We start from the raw sequence: 13,375 nt of genomic DNA on the forward strand, positions 1-13,375 counted from the left end.
GCGGATCGAACCTTAGCGACAAGCGCCTGGCTAATCAAGTTTGTGAATGATGCAAGTCGCGACAATCGACAATGGTTCACAGGCTGCGAACAGGTCAGGTTCCGTACGTGCATCCCGTGAGTTTTTCCATGTTTTCGCTCCCCGCGACAATTGGCATGCCTGGCCGCTGGACTAACGCGTCAATTTGCTTTTGACTCTGCGGCCTGAAAATCAGGAGTTGTCGCTTTGAAAACATCCGTCGCCATTCTCTTCGGTGGACAATCCAGCGAACACGAAGTCTCGCTGCAGTCAGCCAGGAACGTGATCAACGCGATTGATCGCGGCAGTTATGACCTGACCTTGATCGGCATCGACAAGCAGGGCCGCTGGCTGCGCTTCGATGAACGTGATTACCTGCTTGATGCCGATAACCCTGCGCGCATCAGGCTCAGCCCGTCGGGCAAAGTGTTGTCGTTGCTGCCGGGTAGCCTGGACGGGCAATTCGTCGAGGTGGAATCCGGCGTTCAGTTGCCAAGAATCGACGTTGTGTTCCCAGTGATTCACGGCGCTTTCGGCGAAGACGGTTCGCTGCAGGGGTTGTTGCGTTTGTTGGCGATTCCGTTTGTCGGGCCGGGCGTGCTCGGTTCCGCAGCCTGCATGGATAAGGACGTCACCAAACGGCTGTTGCGTGATGCGGGCATCGCCGTGGCACCCTCGCGTGTGCTGACGCGCGGGCAATCGATTGACTTCAAGGAAGTGACCGCAGCGCTGGGGCTGCCTGTGTTCGTCAAACCTGCCAGCCAGGGTTCCTCCGTCGGTGTCAGTAAAGTCACCGATGAAGCCGGGTTCGTGGCGGCGCTGGCATTGGCGTTCGAGTTCGATCACAAAGTGCTGATCGAGCAGGGCATCGTCGGTCGCGAAGTGGAGTGCGCGGTGCTCGGCAATCGTGAGCCCCAAGCCAGTGTGTGCGGCGAAGTCATCGCCAACGACGAGTTCTATGCATACGACACCAAATACCTGAACGGCGATCAGGCGCGCATCGCCATTCCTGCCGAGCTTGCCCCGGCACTCAGCGAGCGGGTGCGTGAAGTGGCGTTGCACGCTTATCGGGTGCTGGAGTGCGCGGGGCTGGCCCGGGTTGATTTCTTCGTCACCGAGGCGCAAGCCATCATCATCAACGAGGTCAACACCATTCCGGGTTTCACCTCCATCAGCATGTACCCCAAACTCTGGCAGGCCAGCGGCTTGACGTATGCAGGCCTGATTGATCGGCTGATCACCCTGGCGCTGGAGCGCGCAGACGAGGCACGCCAGCTCAAGACGGAAATCTTTTCATGAATGTGATCCAGATTGCCGCCGCGCTGTTGATCGGTGCGGACGGTCGGACGCTGCTGGTACGCAAGCGCGGCACAACGGCGTTTATGCAGCCAGGCGGCAAGATCGAGCCGGGCGAGCCTGCGGTCGAAGCGCTGGCACGGGAGCTTGAAGAAGAGCTGGGTCTGGTGATTGATCCGGCCCAGGCGGGTTATCTGGGCACCTTTTCGGCGACGGCCGCCAACGAGCCAGGCTTCGAAGTGCGCTGCGAGTTGTTCGAAGTGCGTATCGATGTCGACGTGGTGCCGGCCGCAGAAATCGAAGAGGTGGTGTGGATTAGTGCCGACAGCCGTCCCGACCTGCCGTTGGCGCCATTGACCCGGGATTCGATCCTGCCGATTTACCGGGGGATGCTGGCTGCGGTTTGACGCTCGGCCTTGATATCTCTTGGCGAGGCTTGCCCGCGAATAGCGACTGCGTATTGGATTTGGCCCACCGAGGCGCCTGATTCGCGGGTAAGCCTCCAACAGCTCGTCTACCGCACCGCGCTGACCCCATCCAGCGTCGAGAACGAGGTGTCTTTGGCCGTCAGCAGGAAATCGCGCATGTAAGGTGCGTCGAGCATGTCGGTGCGTACGGCGGCATACAAGGTGGCGAACAGGCCTTTCTCACCCAGGCGCTTGGCCTTCACATAACCCCGCGAGCTGTATTCATGCAGCGCCCAATGCGGCATGCCGCACACGCCTCGGCCGCTGGCGACCAGTTGCATCATCATCACGGTGAGTTCCGAGGTGCGGACCTGGGCTGGCTCGACGTCGGCGGGCTCCAGAAAGCGCGTGAAGATATCCAGGCGATCCCGTTCAACCGGATAGGTGATCAGCGTTTCCTTGAGCAGGTCCTCAGGCACGATGTAAGGCTTGTTGGCCAACGCATGCTGGTTGGCGACGGCTAACATCGCTTCGTAGGTAAACAGCGGTACATACGTAATACCCGCCAGCTCCAGCGGGTCGGACGTCACTACCAGATCCAGATCACCCCGGGCCAGTGCAGGCAGGGGGGCGAAGGCGAAGCCCGAGGCCAGGTCCAACTCCACTTCCGGCCAGGCGTCGCGGAACTGATCAATGGTCGGCATCAACCACTGAAAGCAACTGTGGCACTCGATCGCCATGTGCAGTCGCCCGGCGGTGCCTCCCGCCAATCGGGCGATGTCCCGCTCTGCGCTGCGCAACTGTGGCAGCACCGAGTCGGCCAGTTGCAGCAGCCGCAATCCGGCGCTGGTGAAACGCACCGGTTTGGTCTTGCGCACGAACAGCTGCATCGCCATGCGCTCTTCCAGTTCCTTGAACTGGTGGGAGAGGGCCGACTGCGTCAAGTGCAGACGCTCGGCAGCTTCCACGAGGCTGTCCGCTTCGCGCAGGGCATGCAGGGTTTTCAGGTGGCGTATCTCAAGCACCGCGGGCGCTCCATGAATTAATTTTGTGATCAACAAGAAAACAATGAGTTTGTCTCATGTTGCCCCGGCTGTCGACAATGGCGCCATCTTTTAAGGGGGGGTACATCATGGCTCTGGCTCACACGCTTGGTTTTCCGCGCATCGGCGCTGATCGCGAATTGAAAAAAGTTCTGGAAGCGTATTGGAAAGGCGAAGTGGACGAAGATGGCCTGCGCAACGCCGGCCGCGAGCTGCGCGCCGCACACTGGCAATTGCAAAAGGATGCGGGCATTGACCTGCTTCCGGTGGGCGACTTCGCCTGGTACGACCAGGTATTGACCCACTCGCTGACCTTCGGCGTGATTCCCCAGCGCTTCGCGGATACCACTGACGCCCGGGGTTTGCCGACGCTGAACACGCTGTTCGCCATGGCCCGGGGTGCCACTTCAAGCTGTTGCGACGGCGCTCATGGCAAAGGGCAATACGCTCAGGAACTCACCAAGTGGTTCGATACCAACTACCACTACCTGGTGCCTGAATTCACTCATGACCAGCGTTTTCAGTTGAGCTGGGAGCAACTGTTCGAAGAAGTGGACGAGGCCCGTGGGCTGGGCCACAAGGTCAAGCCGGTGATCATCGGCCCGCTGACTTGCTTGTGGCTGGGCAAGGCCAAGGGCGACAGCTTCGACAAGCTCGATCTGCTGGAGCGCCTGCTGCCGCTGTACGGCGAAATACTGGGGCGTCTGGCGGCCCAGGGTGTCGAGTGGGTGCAGATCGACGAACCCATTTTGGCGCTGGATCTGCCTCAGGACTGGAAAAACGCATTCGAACGCGCTTACCACAGCCTGCAATATTCCCCGTTGAAAAAGCTGGTGGCGACCTACTTCGGCGGCCTGGAAGACAACCTCGGGCTCGCGGTTTCCCTGCCGGTGGATGGGTTGCACATCGATCTGGTGCGCGCGCCGGATCAGCTGGCCGCGGTGCTCGATCGCCTGCCGACGTATAAAGTGTTGTCCCTGGGTGTGGTCAATGGCCGTAACGTCTGGCGCTGTGATCTTGAACACGCGCTGGGGCAATTGCGCGAGGCGCAGCTGCGCTTTGGCGACAATCTGTGGGTGGCCAGCTCCTGTTCGCTGCTGCACAGCCCGGTCGATCTGCAACGGGAAAACACACTCGATGCCGAGCTCAAGGGCTGGCTGGCGTTCGCGGTCCAGAAATGTGCGGAGATATCGCTGCTCAGCGCGGCCTTGAACACCCCGCAATCGCCCGTCGTGCAAGCTGCCCTGACTGAAAGCCGCGCCCTACAGACCCGCCGCTCTCAATCGCCGCGCATTCACAAACCCCAGGTGCAGGCGCGCCTGGCGGCGATTACCCCGGCCGACAGTCAGCGTCACTCAGCCTTCGCCCAGCGCATTGAACTGCAGCGGGCGCGCTTGAATCTGCCGGCTTTTCCGACGACGACCATAGGCTCGTTCCCACAGACTGCGTCGATTCGTCTGGCGCGTCAGTCCTGGAAACAAGGACGTTTGTCTGCCAACGATTACACCGACGCCATGCGCCACGAGATTCGTCATGCGGTGCAGATTCAGGAGCGCCTCGGCCTGGACGTGCTGGTACATGGCGAGGCCGAGCGCAACGACATGGTTGAATATTTCGCCGAACAACTGGACGGCTATGCCTTCACCCGCTTTGGCTGGGTGCAGAGTTACGGCTCACGCTGCGTCAAACCGGCGGTGATCTTCGGCGACATCAGCCGCCCGCACGCCATGACCGTGGACTGGATCCGTTACGCCCAAAGCCTGACCGATAAAGTCATGAAGGGCATGCTTACCGGCCCGGTGACCATGTTGATGTGGTCATTCCCCCGGGAAGACGTTTCCCGCGAGGTGCAGGCCCGGCAACTGGCCTTGGCGATTCGCGACGAAGTGGTGGATCTGGAAACGGCCGGCATCAAGATTGTGCAGATCGACGAAGCGGCGTTCCGTGAAGGCTTGCCGCTGCGCCGGGCCCATTGGCAGGCGTACCTGAGCTGGGCCGCCGAAGCGTTCCGGTTGTGTGCTTCGGGCGTACGAGATGAAACGCAGATTCACACCCATATGTGTTACAGCGAGTTCAACGATGTGATTGAGTCCATCGCGGCCATGGACGCCGACGTGATCACCCTCGAAACCTCACGCTCGGACATGGAGCTGCTGCAGGCCTTCAAGGCGTTCGATTACCCGAACGACATTGGCCCCGGTGTCTATGACATTCATTCGCCACGGGTGCCGGGGACTGAAGAGATGGTCCGCCTGATGACCAAGGCCGTGCAACGCATCCCCGCCGAGCGCCTGTGGGTGAATCCCGATTGCGGCCTGAAAACCCGTGCCTGGCCAGAGACCGAAGCGGCATTGGTGAACATGGTGGCGGCGGCGAGACAGCTGCGCAGTCACTTGGCTTGATAGCTGTTGTTGGAGGCAGTTCATTGTCGAGGGACCGGCTTCAGCCGGGAAGGCTGCACCCTTGGCGCAACAGATGCAGCGAACATCCGGCCTCTTCCCCGCTAAAGCCGGTCCCACGGAAAGATTTGCAGGACCCGGCCACCCGATGAAGATGCCCTCTCGGCAAGCCTCGCATCAACATATCCATGACCACTCAGCCCTCTTCATCAAACTGTCACGTAACTGTGGCAGCGCGCTTTGCAAAACATCTTCAAACTCGCCGTCTACTGGGGTTCTGTTTTTTGGTGTTTTTCCATGCGTGTGTTTCTCTTTCTGGCCGCACTTTTGTGCGGCTTGCCGTCTTTTGCGGCCTCTCGATGCGATGTCAACGTTGCGACCCAAGTGGTCGAGCTCAAGCAAGTGCGTCTGGCCTATCAGAGTATTGGTCGTGAGTCCGATCCTGCATTACTGCTGGTGATGGGCTTGGGCGGGCAATTGATTCACTGGCCCGATGAGGTCGTGGCTGCTCTGTGTGAGCAGGGTTATCGAGTCATCCGCTATGACAATCGTGATGTCGGGCTTTCGACCTGGGTACAGCCGCCCGCCAACGCCAACCTGACTTACGAAGTGCTGCGCTACAAACTGGGCCTGCAGGTGTCGGCGCCTTATTCACTGACCGACATGGCCGACGATGCGTTGGGCTTGATGGACGCGCTGCATGTGCAGCAATTCCATGTGCTGGGCGCCAGCATGGGCGGCATGATCGCCCAGCACTTGGCCGATCTCGCTCCGAAGCGTGTTGAAAGCCTGACGCTGATCATGACCAGTTCCGGCGCTCAGGGCTTGCCGATGCCCAATCCGGCGTTACTGCAATTGCTGGCTAAACGCAGCGCGCCCAACCGTGAAGCGGCCCTGGAGCAACAGGCCGATCTGCTCGCCGCGTTGGGCAGCCCGGAAGTGAAGGATGATCGCGCGTTGTTGCTGAAACAGGCCGCAGCGTCCTACGACCGTGCGTTCAATCCGGAAGGCGTGAAGCGGCAGATCCTCGCCATTCTGGCCGAGCCTAGCCGTGTCGAACTGCTGGATCGACTGCGTTTGCCGGTGCTGGTGGTGCATGGCACGGCCGATCCCTTGTTGCCGGTGATGCACGGCGTGCATGTGGCCGCGCATATTCGCGGCAGTCAGCTGCGGCTGATTCCCGGTCTGGCTCATCGTTTTCAGGAAGCCTTCAAAGCGCCATTGCTGGGGGCGGTTTTGCCCTATCTGCGTGCGCAGCATGAAGACGGTCGGCATATTGCTCAGCTTTGAAGATTGCACTCGCCAGTCCCTGTGGCGCTCCAGTATTAACGAGCCTTTCCTGTAGGAGATCCCTCGTTATCCAGACGCCGCGCTGTCGAGGTGTAAATAGCTGACATGTGGGGCCGGATTTATCCGGGAAGACGGCATTGCTTGCGATGAAAAAGCAACAGATGTACCGGCCTCTTCCCGGCTAAAGCCGGTCCCAAAGGTTGTTGTGCCGGTGAGCAAATCGTCCAGACGACGCGATGGCGACTTCTGCGAAGCGCAACCGGACAAAGGAGCCGACGGTTTGGTTACTTTGCCACGACAAAGTGACGCGCTGTAAAAGCGCAAAGGTGACTATGCGTCACCGCCGCTAATGGATATACACACTAAACCCGCTACCGAAAACCAGGATCAGCGGGCCACGTTCATCCTGGATTAATTATCCCAACCCATATTTCTTCACCTTGTCGAACAGCGTGGTCTTGGCCATACCCAGCTCCTGACTCGCCTGGCTCAGGTTGCCGCCGCTGCGCTGTAGCGCCTCGCTGAGCAGGTTTTTCTCGAACGCTTCCACGGCTTCGGCAAAACCCAGGCTTTGGCTTTCAACCTGCGCGCTTGAGGTCTTGAAGGCCGGGAGGCCCAGGGCGAAACGTTCCGCGACGTTGCGCAGTTCGCGAACGTTGCCGGGCCAGTCGTGGCTCATCAGGCTGGACAGGGTTTGTGGGTCCAGTGGTGGTGGCTCACGGTCGAAGCGCAGGGAGGACAACTGCAGGAAATGCTCGAACAACTGCAGAATGTCTTCGCGACGCTCGCGCAGCGGCGGCAGTTCCAGAGTGACCACGTTCAGGCGGTAATACAGGTCGCTGCGAAACTGGCCGGCTTTGCCCATCTCATCCAGGTCCGATTTGGTCGCGGCAATGACCCGACAATCCACGGCCACGCTCTGATTAGAGCCCAGACGCTCCAGGGTCCGCTCCTGCAATACCCGTAACAGTTTGATTTGCAGGTTGATGGGCATGCTTTCCACTTCGTCCAGAAACAGCGTGCCGTTGTGGGCATGTTCGATCTTGCCGATGCGGCGTTTGCCTGCTCCGGTAAACGCATTGGATTCATGACCGAAAATTTCGGTTTCGAACAGGCTTTCCGGCAGTCCACCGCAGTTCAAGGCCACGAATTGCTGGGCATGGCGACGGCTGAAGTCGTGCAGGCAGCGGGCAACCAGTTCCTTGCCGGTGCCGGTTTCACCCTCAATGAGCACGTTGGCGGACGTATCGGCCACGTTGGCGATCAAGGCACGCAGGTTTTGCATGGCCGGGGAGCGGCCGATGATCTTGCCTTCCAGTGAGTCCCGCTCGGCCAATTGCCTGCGCAACGACCAGACTTCCCGGGCCAGCCTGCGTTGCTCCAGAGCGCGGCGGGTGACATCCACCAGACGCTCGGGGGAGAAGGGTTTCTCCATGAAGTCATAGGCCCCGTCACGCATGGCATTGACGGCCATGGAGATGTCACCGTGACCGGTAATCAACACCACGGGCAGGCTGCGGTCGCGGGCTTTGAGGGCCGTCAGCAGTTGCAGACCGTCCATGCCGGGCAGGCGAATGTCGCTGATAACAATGCCGGCAAAGTGATCGTCGATGCGGGCCAATGCCGCTTCGGCACTGCCGACGCCCTCGCTGGGGATGTCCTCCAGCGCCAGCGCCTGCTGACAACCGAGCAGCACATGGGGGTCGTCTTCGACGATGAGTACGGTCAGGTCAGTGTTCATTGGGGGTTCTCACGGTTCGTTGGCGCGAGCGGGCGGCGCTCCAACACGTCATACGGGTACCAGAGGTAGGCACAACACAAATGCTGTCCCACCGGTGGCCGGATGTTCAGCGCTCAGGGTGCCGCCCGCTGCCGCCGCCAGGCTCGCCGACAAGGTCAAGCCCAGTCCCAGCCCTTGTTCGCCAGGTTTGGTCGTGAAGAAAGGTTCGAACAAGTGCTTGCGTGCTTCACCGTCGATGCCATGGCCATTGTCTCGCACCAGCAGGCGATAGCGGCCATCCACCACAGAGCCCTCAAGCCACAGTTCCGGCAGCGGTTGAGCCTGCATGGCGTCCAGCGCGTTACCGATCAGGTTGACCAGAATTTGTTCCAGGCGCGTCTGGTCGATCATCAACTGCGCATCGGCAAAGTCCTGGTGCAAGTTCAGGGAAAAGTGTTCCAGTCGTCCCGCCAGCAGTTGTAACGCGGCGTCGACGGCCTTGCTCAGCAATGCCTGGCCCTTGTCATCGCCGCGTCGGGCGAACGCGCGCAGGCTGGCGGTAATGCGGCCCATGCGGTCGACCAGATCATTGATGGTGCGCAAATTGGTACTGGCCGTTTCCAGCGCGCCGCGTTCGAGGAAACGCACGGTATTGCCTGACAGGGTGCGCAAGGCTGCCAGTGGTTGATTCAGTTCGTGGGCAATGCTGGTGGACATCTGGCCGATAGCCGCCAGTTTGCCGGCCTGAACCAGTTCATCCTGAGCCTGACGCAGCGTGTCTTCGGCCTGGCGGCGCTCGCGGATCTGGCCTTTTAGCCGTTCGTTACTGGCGCGCAGGTGCTCGGTACGCTCGGCAATCTTGCGCTCCAGTTCGTCGTTGGCTTGTTGCAAGGCTTCTCGCGCCGCCAGACGGGTCGACAATACTTTGCGACGCTCATTCCAGGCAATCAGCAGGAAGGCCACCAACGCACACGCCACCGCCACCAGCATGCCCTGGCTACCGGCTTCCCGGCGCAGGTCTTCCAGCGGGGTGAGCAAGGTCAGGTGCCACGGCGTGTCGCTCAGTTGGCGGGTCTGGGCCAGATAGCTCACCTGGCTGTGTTCATGATCAACGCTGACGTTGGCGGGGAAGGTGAGCTTTTCCACGCCTTCGGCCAGGGATTCACGTTCCAGCGGCACCAGTTCGTTCAGCGGCCACCAGTAATACTGCAGGCTGCGGGCCAGCCGTTCCTTGATTTCCGGGGTCAGCGGGCGCACCGACTTCAAGCGCCGCGCCGGATCGCTGGACAGAATGATGATGCCGTTCTCGTCACTGACGAACGCTTCCAGGCGAGCCCGCTGCCAACGGGCTTCAAGGGCTTCGAGCTGGACCTTGATGACCGCCACGCCAACGATCTTGCCTTGTTCTTCCAGGCCGTGGGCCAGGTAATAACCGGGCTCGCCCGTGGTGCTGCCAATGCCATAAAAACGGCCGGGCAAACCCCGGACGGCATCCTGAAAGTAGGCACGGAAGGACAGGTCTTCGCCCAGATAACTGTCCGCATCGCGCCAGTTGCTGGTGGCCAGCACGCGGCCTGTGGTGTCCAGCACATAGATGGCACGGCTACGGCTGCGACGGTTCAGGCCTTCCAGGTAGTCGTTGACCTTTTGCCGCAGCTCGGGCGTTGGCTCGTTGAGCAGTGCCGAGACGCTGGATTCAAGTTCCAGCACGCTGGGCAAGTAGGTGTATCGGTTGATTTCACTTTCAACGGTGCGTGCGTGCAGCTCAAGCTGGCGTTCGCCACTTTCGCTGAGGGCCTTGATACCGTTGTGTTCGCTGAACAGGTAAGCGATGTAACCCAGGCCGATCATCAGTGCGATGATCAGCGGCGGTAGAAACAGGTGGCGTATCAGGCGGGGTTTCACGGCGAGTGATGGCGGTGCGGCGCGATAAAGATTGGAGTCGCATTTCATCACAGTCATCCTGAGCCGAACAGCGGTCTGATTCGGTAGCGAGCCAGACCGCTGTCGGGTGTCACTTAATGCTGAAGAATCTTGGCGAGGAACTGCTGCGCACGCTCGGAGCGGGCGCTGACGTCACCGAAGAACTCTTCTTTTTCGCAGTCTTCAACGATCTGCCCCTGGTCCATGAAAATCACACGGTTGGCCACTTTGCGGGCGAAGCCCATTTCGTGGGTCACGCACATCATGGTCATGCCTTCGTGGGCCAGTTGCACCATGACGTCGAGCACTTCGTTGACCATTTCCGGGTCCAGCGCCGACGTGGGTTCGTCGAACAGCATGACAATCGGGTCCATGGCCAGCGCCCGGGCAATCGCCACGCGCTGTTGCTGGCCGCCGGAAAGCTGGCCCGGATGCTTGTTGGCGTGGGCCGACAAGCCGACGCGCTCCAACAGCTTCAAGCCTTTCTCGGTGGCTTCGGCCTTGCTGCGGCCCAGCACTTTGATCTGCGCGATGGTCAGGTTTTCAACGATGGTCAGGTGCGGGAACAGCTCGAAGTGCTGAAACACCATGCCCACCCGGGAGCGCAGCTTGGGCAGATTGGTCTTGGGGTCTGCAATGGAGGTGCCATCAACCGTGATATCGCCTTTCTGGAAGGGTTCCAGTGCGTTGACGCATTTGATCAGGGTCGACTTGCCTGAGCCGGACGGGCCGCAGACCACCACCACTTCGCCTTTCTTGACCTCGGTGCTGCAATTGGTCAGTACCTGGAAGTCCCCATACCACTTGTTGACGTTATTGATGGAAATCATACGGCGAACCTTTTTTGCAGACGCTTCACCAGCAGCGAGGCGGCAAAGCTGATCGTGAAATACACCAGACCGGCGATGATCAGGAACTCATTGGCGCGGCCAATGATGTCGCCACTGGCGCGGGAGGCATTGAGGAAATCCACCAGGCCGACGGTGTAGACCAGGGAGGTGTCCTGAAACAGGATGATGCTTTGCTGAAGCAGCAGCGGGGTCATCTTGCGAAACGCCTGAGGCAGGATGATCAGACGCATCATTTGCCCGTAGGTCATGCCCAGCGCCTGGGCGGCGCCCATCTGGCCTTTGGAGATCGACTGCACGCCAGCCCGGACGATTTCGCAGAAATACGCCGCTTCGAACATCATGAAGGCCACGACGCAGGAGGTGAACGCGCCGATAGGCGTGTCTTCACCGGTGATCCAGCGCAGCACGAACGGCACCGCCAGATAGAACCAGGTGATGACCAGCAGCAGCGGGATCGAACGGAAGTAGTTGACGTAGGCGCCAGCCACGTTGGACAGCAGCTTGCTCGATGACAAACGCATCAGGGCCAGCAACGTGCCAAGGATGATGCCGCCGACAACCCCCATGACCATCAACTGCAAGGTCAAGATCATGCCGTTCCACAGGCCGGGTATGGCCTGGATGATTCCAGAGAAGTCCATTATTTACCCCCCACGGAAATCAGGCCTGGCACCGAGACTTTCTTCTCGATCACGCGCATCAGCAACATCAGGCTCATGTTCAGGGTGAAGTAGATCAAGGTCGCCAGCGTAAAGGCTTCGAACAGGTTCGCGGAAAACTCGGCGGTCTGTTTGGTCTGGGCCAGCAACTCCATCAGGCCGATCAGCGAGGCCACTGACGAGTTCTTGAACACGTTCAGGAATTCGGAGGTAAGCGGCGGAATGATGATCCGGTAAGCCTGCGGCAGCAGCACGTTCCAGTAGATCTGCGGCAACTTGAAGCCCATGGCGCGCGCTGCGGATTCCTGGCCCCGGGGGAGCGCCTGAATGCCGGTACGAACCTGCTCGCAAACCCGTGCAGCGGTGAACAGACCCAGGCAGACCACCACGCTCAGGAACGCCGACGTCGTCGGGTTAAGGTCCTGCTTGTACCACTCTTGAATGTGCTCAGGCAGCAGATCCGGTACCAGGAAGTACCAGATGAACAGCTGAACCAGCAGCGGCACATTACGAAAGATTTCCACGTATACCGTGGCGATGCCCGATACCCAGCGGTTCGGTACGGTGCGCATGACGCCGAGCACGGAGCCCAGCAGCAAGGCGATAATCCAGGCAGCAACGGCAATCGCGATAGTCCAGCCCAGACCGGAGATATACCAGTCCAGATAGATTTCGCTGCCAATGCCGGTGGACTTGAAGAATACACCCCAGTCCCAGTTGTAATTCATCAGGGTCTTCCCTCTGATCGATGCAATTGCGTATGACAACATCCCGAGAAGGCGCAGGCCCCTCGGGAAACAGGTGGGTCAGGCCATCAAGCCTTTTTGTCGTCAGCCGCTTTGTCGGTCGGTTCAGCGATCAGCTTTTTCAGCTCGTCGCTCATCGGGAAGTTCAGGTTCAAGCCTTTTGGCGGGATGGGCTGCATGAACCACTTTTCGTAGATTTTGTTGATTTCGCCCGACTTGTAGGTCGCTACAATGGCGTCGTCGACGGCTTTCTTGAATGGCTCGTCGCCTTTACGCACCATGCAACCGTAAATTTCGTACGACTGAGGCGTGCCAGTGACCGCCCAGTCATCTGGCTTCTTGGCCTTGGCCATTTCGCCTGCAAGCAGGGCGTCGTCCATCATGAATGCCACGGCCCGGCCCGATTCCAGCATCTGGAAGGACTCGCCGTGGTCCTTGGCGGAAATCACGTTCATGCCCATCTGCTTGTCGGCATTCATCGACTTGAGGATGCGCTCGGACGTGGTGCCCGCCGTGGTCACGACGTTCTTGCCTTTCAGGTCGTCGAAGTCTTTGTAGGTCGAATCCTTTTTCGACAGCAGACGTGTGCCGATTTCGAAGATGCCTACCGAGAAGTCGACCTGCTGCTGACGCTCGACGTTGTTGGTAGTCGAACCGCACTCGACGTCAACGGTGCCGTTCTGGACCAGCGGGATACGGGTCTGGGAAGTGACCAGATTGTATTTGACCTTGAGGTCCGGCATGTCCAGGTCTTTCTTGATGGCTTCTACGATTTTCAACTGGATATCGTGGGAGTAGCCAACCGGTTTACCGGAAGCATCAGCGATATAGGAAAACGGGATCGAGGCATCACGGTGCCCGAGGGTGATGGTGCCGGACTCTTTGATTTTTTTCAGCGTACCGGTGAGTTCGGCGGCAAAAACTGGAGTGGTCATCAGAGCAGCAGCGATTGCTGCGCCCAACAGGTGGGGGACGATGCGCATCGGTTATTCCTCGACTTTGTTTTTTTTATGGGGCCGAAAC

Annotated in this window: 11 protein-coding genes; 4 read left to right on the forward strand and 7 right to left on the reverse strand. The window is 59.7% G+C overall.

The features are described 5' to 3' along the window. Positions 1-225: 225 nt before the first annotated feature. Positions 226-1,317, forward strand: coding sequence for a D-alanine--D-alanine ligase (ddlA, locus tag ACP7B0_RS07395; protein WP_426140456.1), 1,092 nt, complete (start codon positions 226-228; stop codon positions 1,315-1,317). Next, entirely contained in the window at positions 1,314-1,721 is a 408-nt protein-coding gene (locus ACP7B0_RS07400) for an NUDIX hydrolase (protein ID WP_426140457.1), read from the forward strand. The genes ddlA and ACP7B0_RS07400 overlap by 4 nt, the downstream gene beginning before the upstream one ends. Before the next feature lie 107 nt (positions 1,722-1,828). On the opposite strand, the gene metR is transcribed toward ACP7B0_RS07400, so the two are convergent. Beyond that, complete coding sequence (gene metR, locus ACP7B0_RS07405; protein ID WP_426140459.1) at positions 1,829-2,746, reverse strand: transcriptional regulator MetR; 918 nt, start codon at positions 2,744-2,746, stop codon at positions 1,829-1,831. A 107-nt stretch (positions 2,747-2,853) separates the two neighbouring features. Between metR and metE the strand changes: the two genes are divergently transcribed. Together metE and ACP7B0_RS07415 are read left to right on the forward strand one after the other, a co-directional pair. Further along, positions 2,854-5,166 (forward strand): 5-methyltetrahydropteroyltriglutamate--homocysteine S-methyltransferase, encoded by a 2,313-nt coding sequence (gene metE / locus ACP7B0_RS07410; protein WP_426140460.1) that lies wholly within the window; start codon positions 2,854-2,856, stop codon positions 5,164-5,166. Between the two features lie 294 nt (positions 5,167-5,460). Next, entirely contained in the window at positions 5,461-6,453 is a 993-nt protein-coding gene (locus tag ACP7B0_RS07415) for an alpha/beta fold hydrolase (RefSeq protein WP_426140462.1), read from the forward strand. Positions 6,454-6,868: 415 nt separating this feature from the next. Here the strand turns inward: ACP7B0_RS07415 and ACP7B0_RS07420 are convergent, their stop codons facing one another. From ACP7B0_RS07420 to ACP7B0_RS07445, 6 genes are all read right to left on the reverse strand, one after another. Next, the gene (locus ACP7B0_RS07420; RefSeq protein WP_426140463.1) at positions 6,869-8,194 is read right to left on the reverse strand and encodes a sigma-54-dependent transcriptional regulator; all 1,326 of its coding nucleotides are present in this window, start codon (positions 8,192-8,194) and stop codon (positions 6,869-6,871) included. Between the two features lie 48 nt (positions 8,195-8,242). Beyond that, a complete protein-coding gene (locus ACP7B0_RS07425) occupies positions 8,243-10,126 on the reverse strand; it encodes a sensor histidine kinase (RefSeq protein ID WP_426140464.1) in 1,884 nt (627 codons plus the stop codon). A 65-nt stretch (positions 10,127-10,191) separates the two neighbouring features. Continuing rightward, a complete protein-coding gene (locus tag ACP7B0_RS07430; RefSeq protein ID WP_426140466.1) occupies positions 10,192-10,926 on the reverse strand; it encodes an amino acid ABC transporter ATP-binding protein in 735 nt (244 codons plus the stop codon). Continuing rightward, a complete protein-coding gene (locus ACP7B0_RS07435; protein ID WP_426140858.1) occupies positions 10,923-11,591 on the reverse strand; it encodes an amino acid ABC transporter permease in 669 nt (222 codons plus the stop codon). The genes ACP7B0_RS07430 and ACP7B0_RS07435 overlap by 4 nt, the downstream gene beginning before the upstream one ends. Next, positions 11,588-12,334, reverse strand: coding sequence for an amino acid ABC transporter permease (locus ACP7B0_RS07440; protein ID WP_426140467.1), 747 nt, complete (start codon positions 12,332-12,334; stop codon positions 11,588-11,590). Before ACP7B0_RS07440 ends, ACP7B0_RS07435 begins: the two co-directional genes overlap by 4 nt. 86 nt (positions 12,335-12,420) lie before the next feature. Further along, entirely contained in the window at positions 12,421-13,335 is a 915-nt protein-coding gene (locus ACP7B0_RS07445; RefSeq protein WP_426140469.1) for a glutamate/aspartate ABC transporter substrate-binding protein, read from the reverse strand. Positions 13,336-13,375 lie beyond the last annotated feature (40 nt).

The sequence above is a fragment of the Pseudomonas sp. DWP3-1-2 genome, assembly GCF_049896285.1.
In the GTDB taxonomy this organism is placed as follows: Bacteria; Pseudomonadota; Gammaproteobacteria; order Pseudomonadales; family Pseudomonadaceae; genus Aquipseudomonas.

Excerpts from the sequence above, each read along its gene's own strand:
- ACP7B0_RS07400 (WP_426140457.1), top strand. The coding sequence starts at position 1,314 with ATGAATGTGATCCAGATTGCCGCCGCGCTGTTGATCGGTGCGGACGGT.
- metE (WP_426140460.1), top strand. The coding sequence starts at position 2,854 with ATGGCTCTGGCTCACACGCTTGGTTTTCCGCGCATCGGCGCTGATCGC.
- ACP7B0_RS07415 (WP_426140462.1), top strand. The coding sequence starts at position 5,461 with ATGCGTGTGTTTCTCTTTCTGGCCGCACTTTTGTGCGGCTTGCCGTCT.
- ACP7B0_RS07420 (WP_426140463.1), bottom strand. The coding sequence starts at position 8,194 with ATGAACACTGACCTGACCGTACTCATCGTCGAAGACGACCCCCATGTG.
- ACP7B0_RS07425 (WP_426140464.1), bottom strand. The coding sequence starts at position 10,126 with ATGAAATGCGACTCCAATCTTTATCGCGCCGCACCGCCATCACTCGCC.
- ACP7B0_RS07430 (WP_426140466.1), bottom strand. The coding sequence starts at position 10,926 with ATGATTTCCATCAATAACGTCAACAAGTGGTATGGGGACTTCCAGGTA.
- ACP7B0_RS07440 (WP_426140467.1), bottom strand. The coding sequence starts at position 12,334 with ATGAATTACAACTGGGACTGGGGTGTATTCTTCAAGTCCACCGGCATT.
- ACP7B0_RS07445 (WP_426140469.1), bottom strand. The coding sequence starts at position 13,335 with ATGCGCATCGTCCCCCACCTGTTGGGCGCAGCAATCGCTGCTGCTCTG.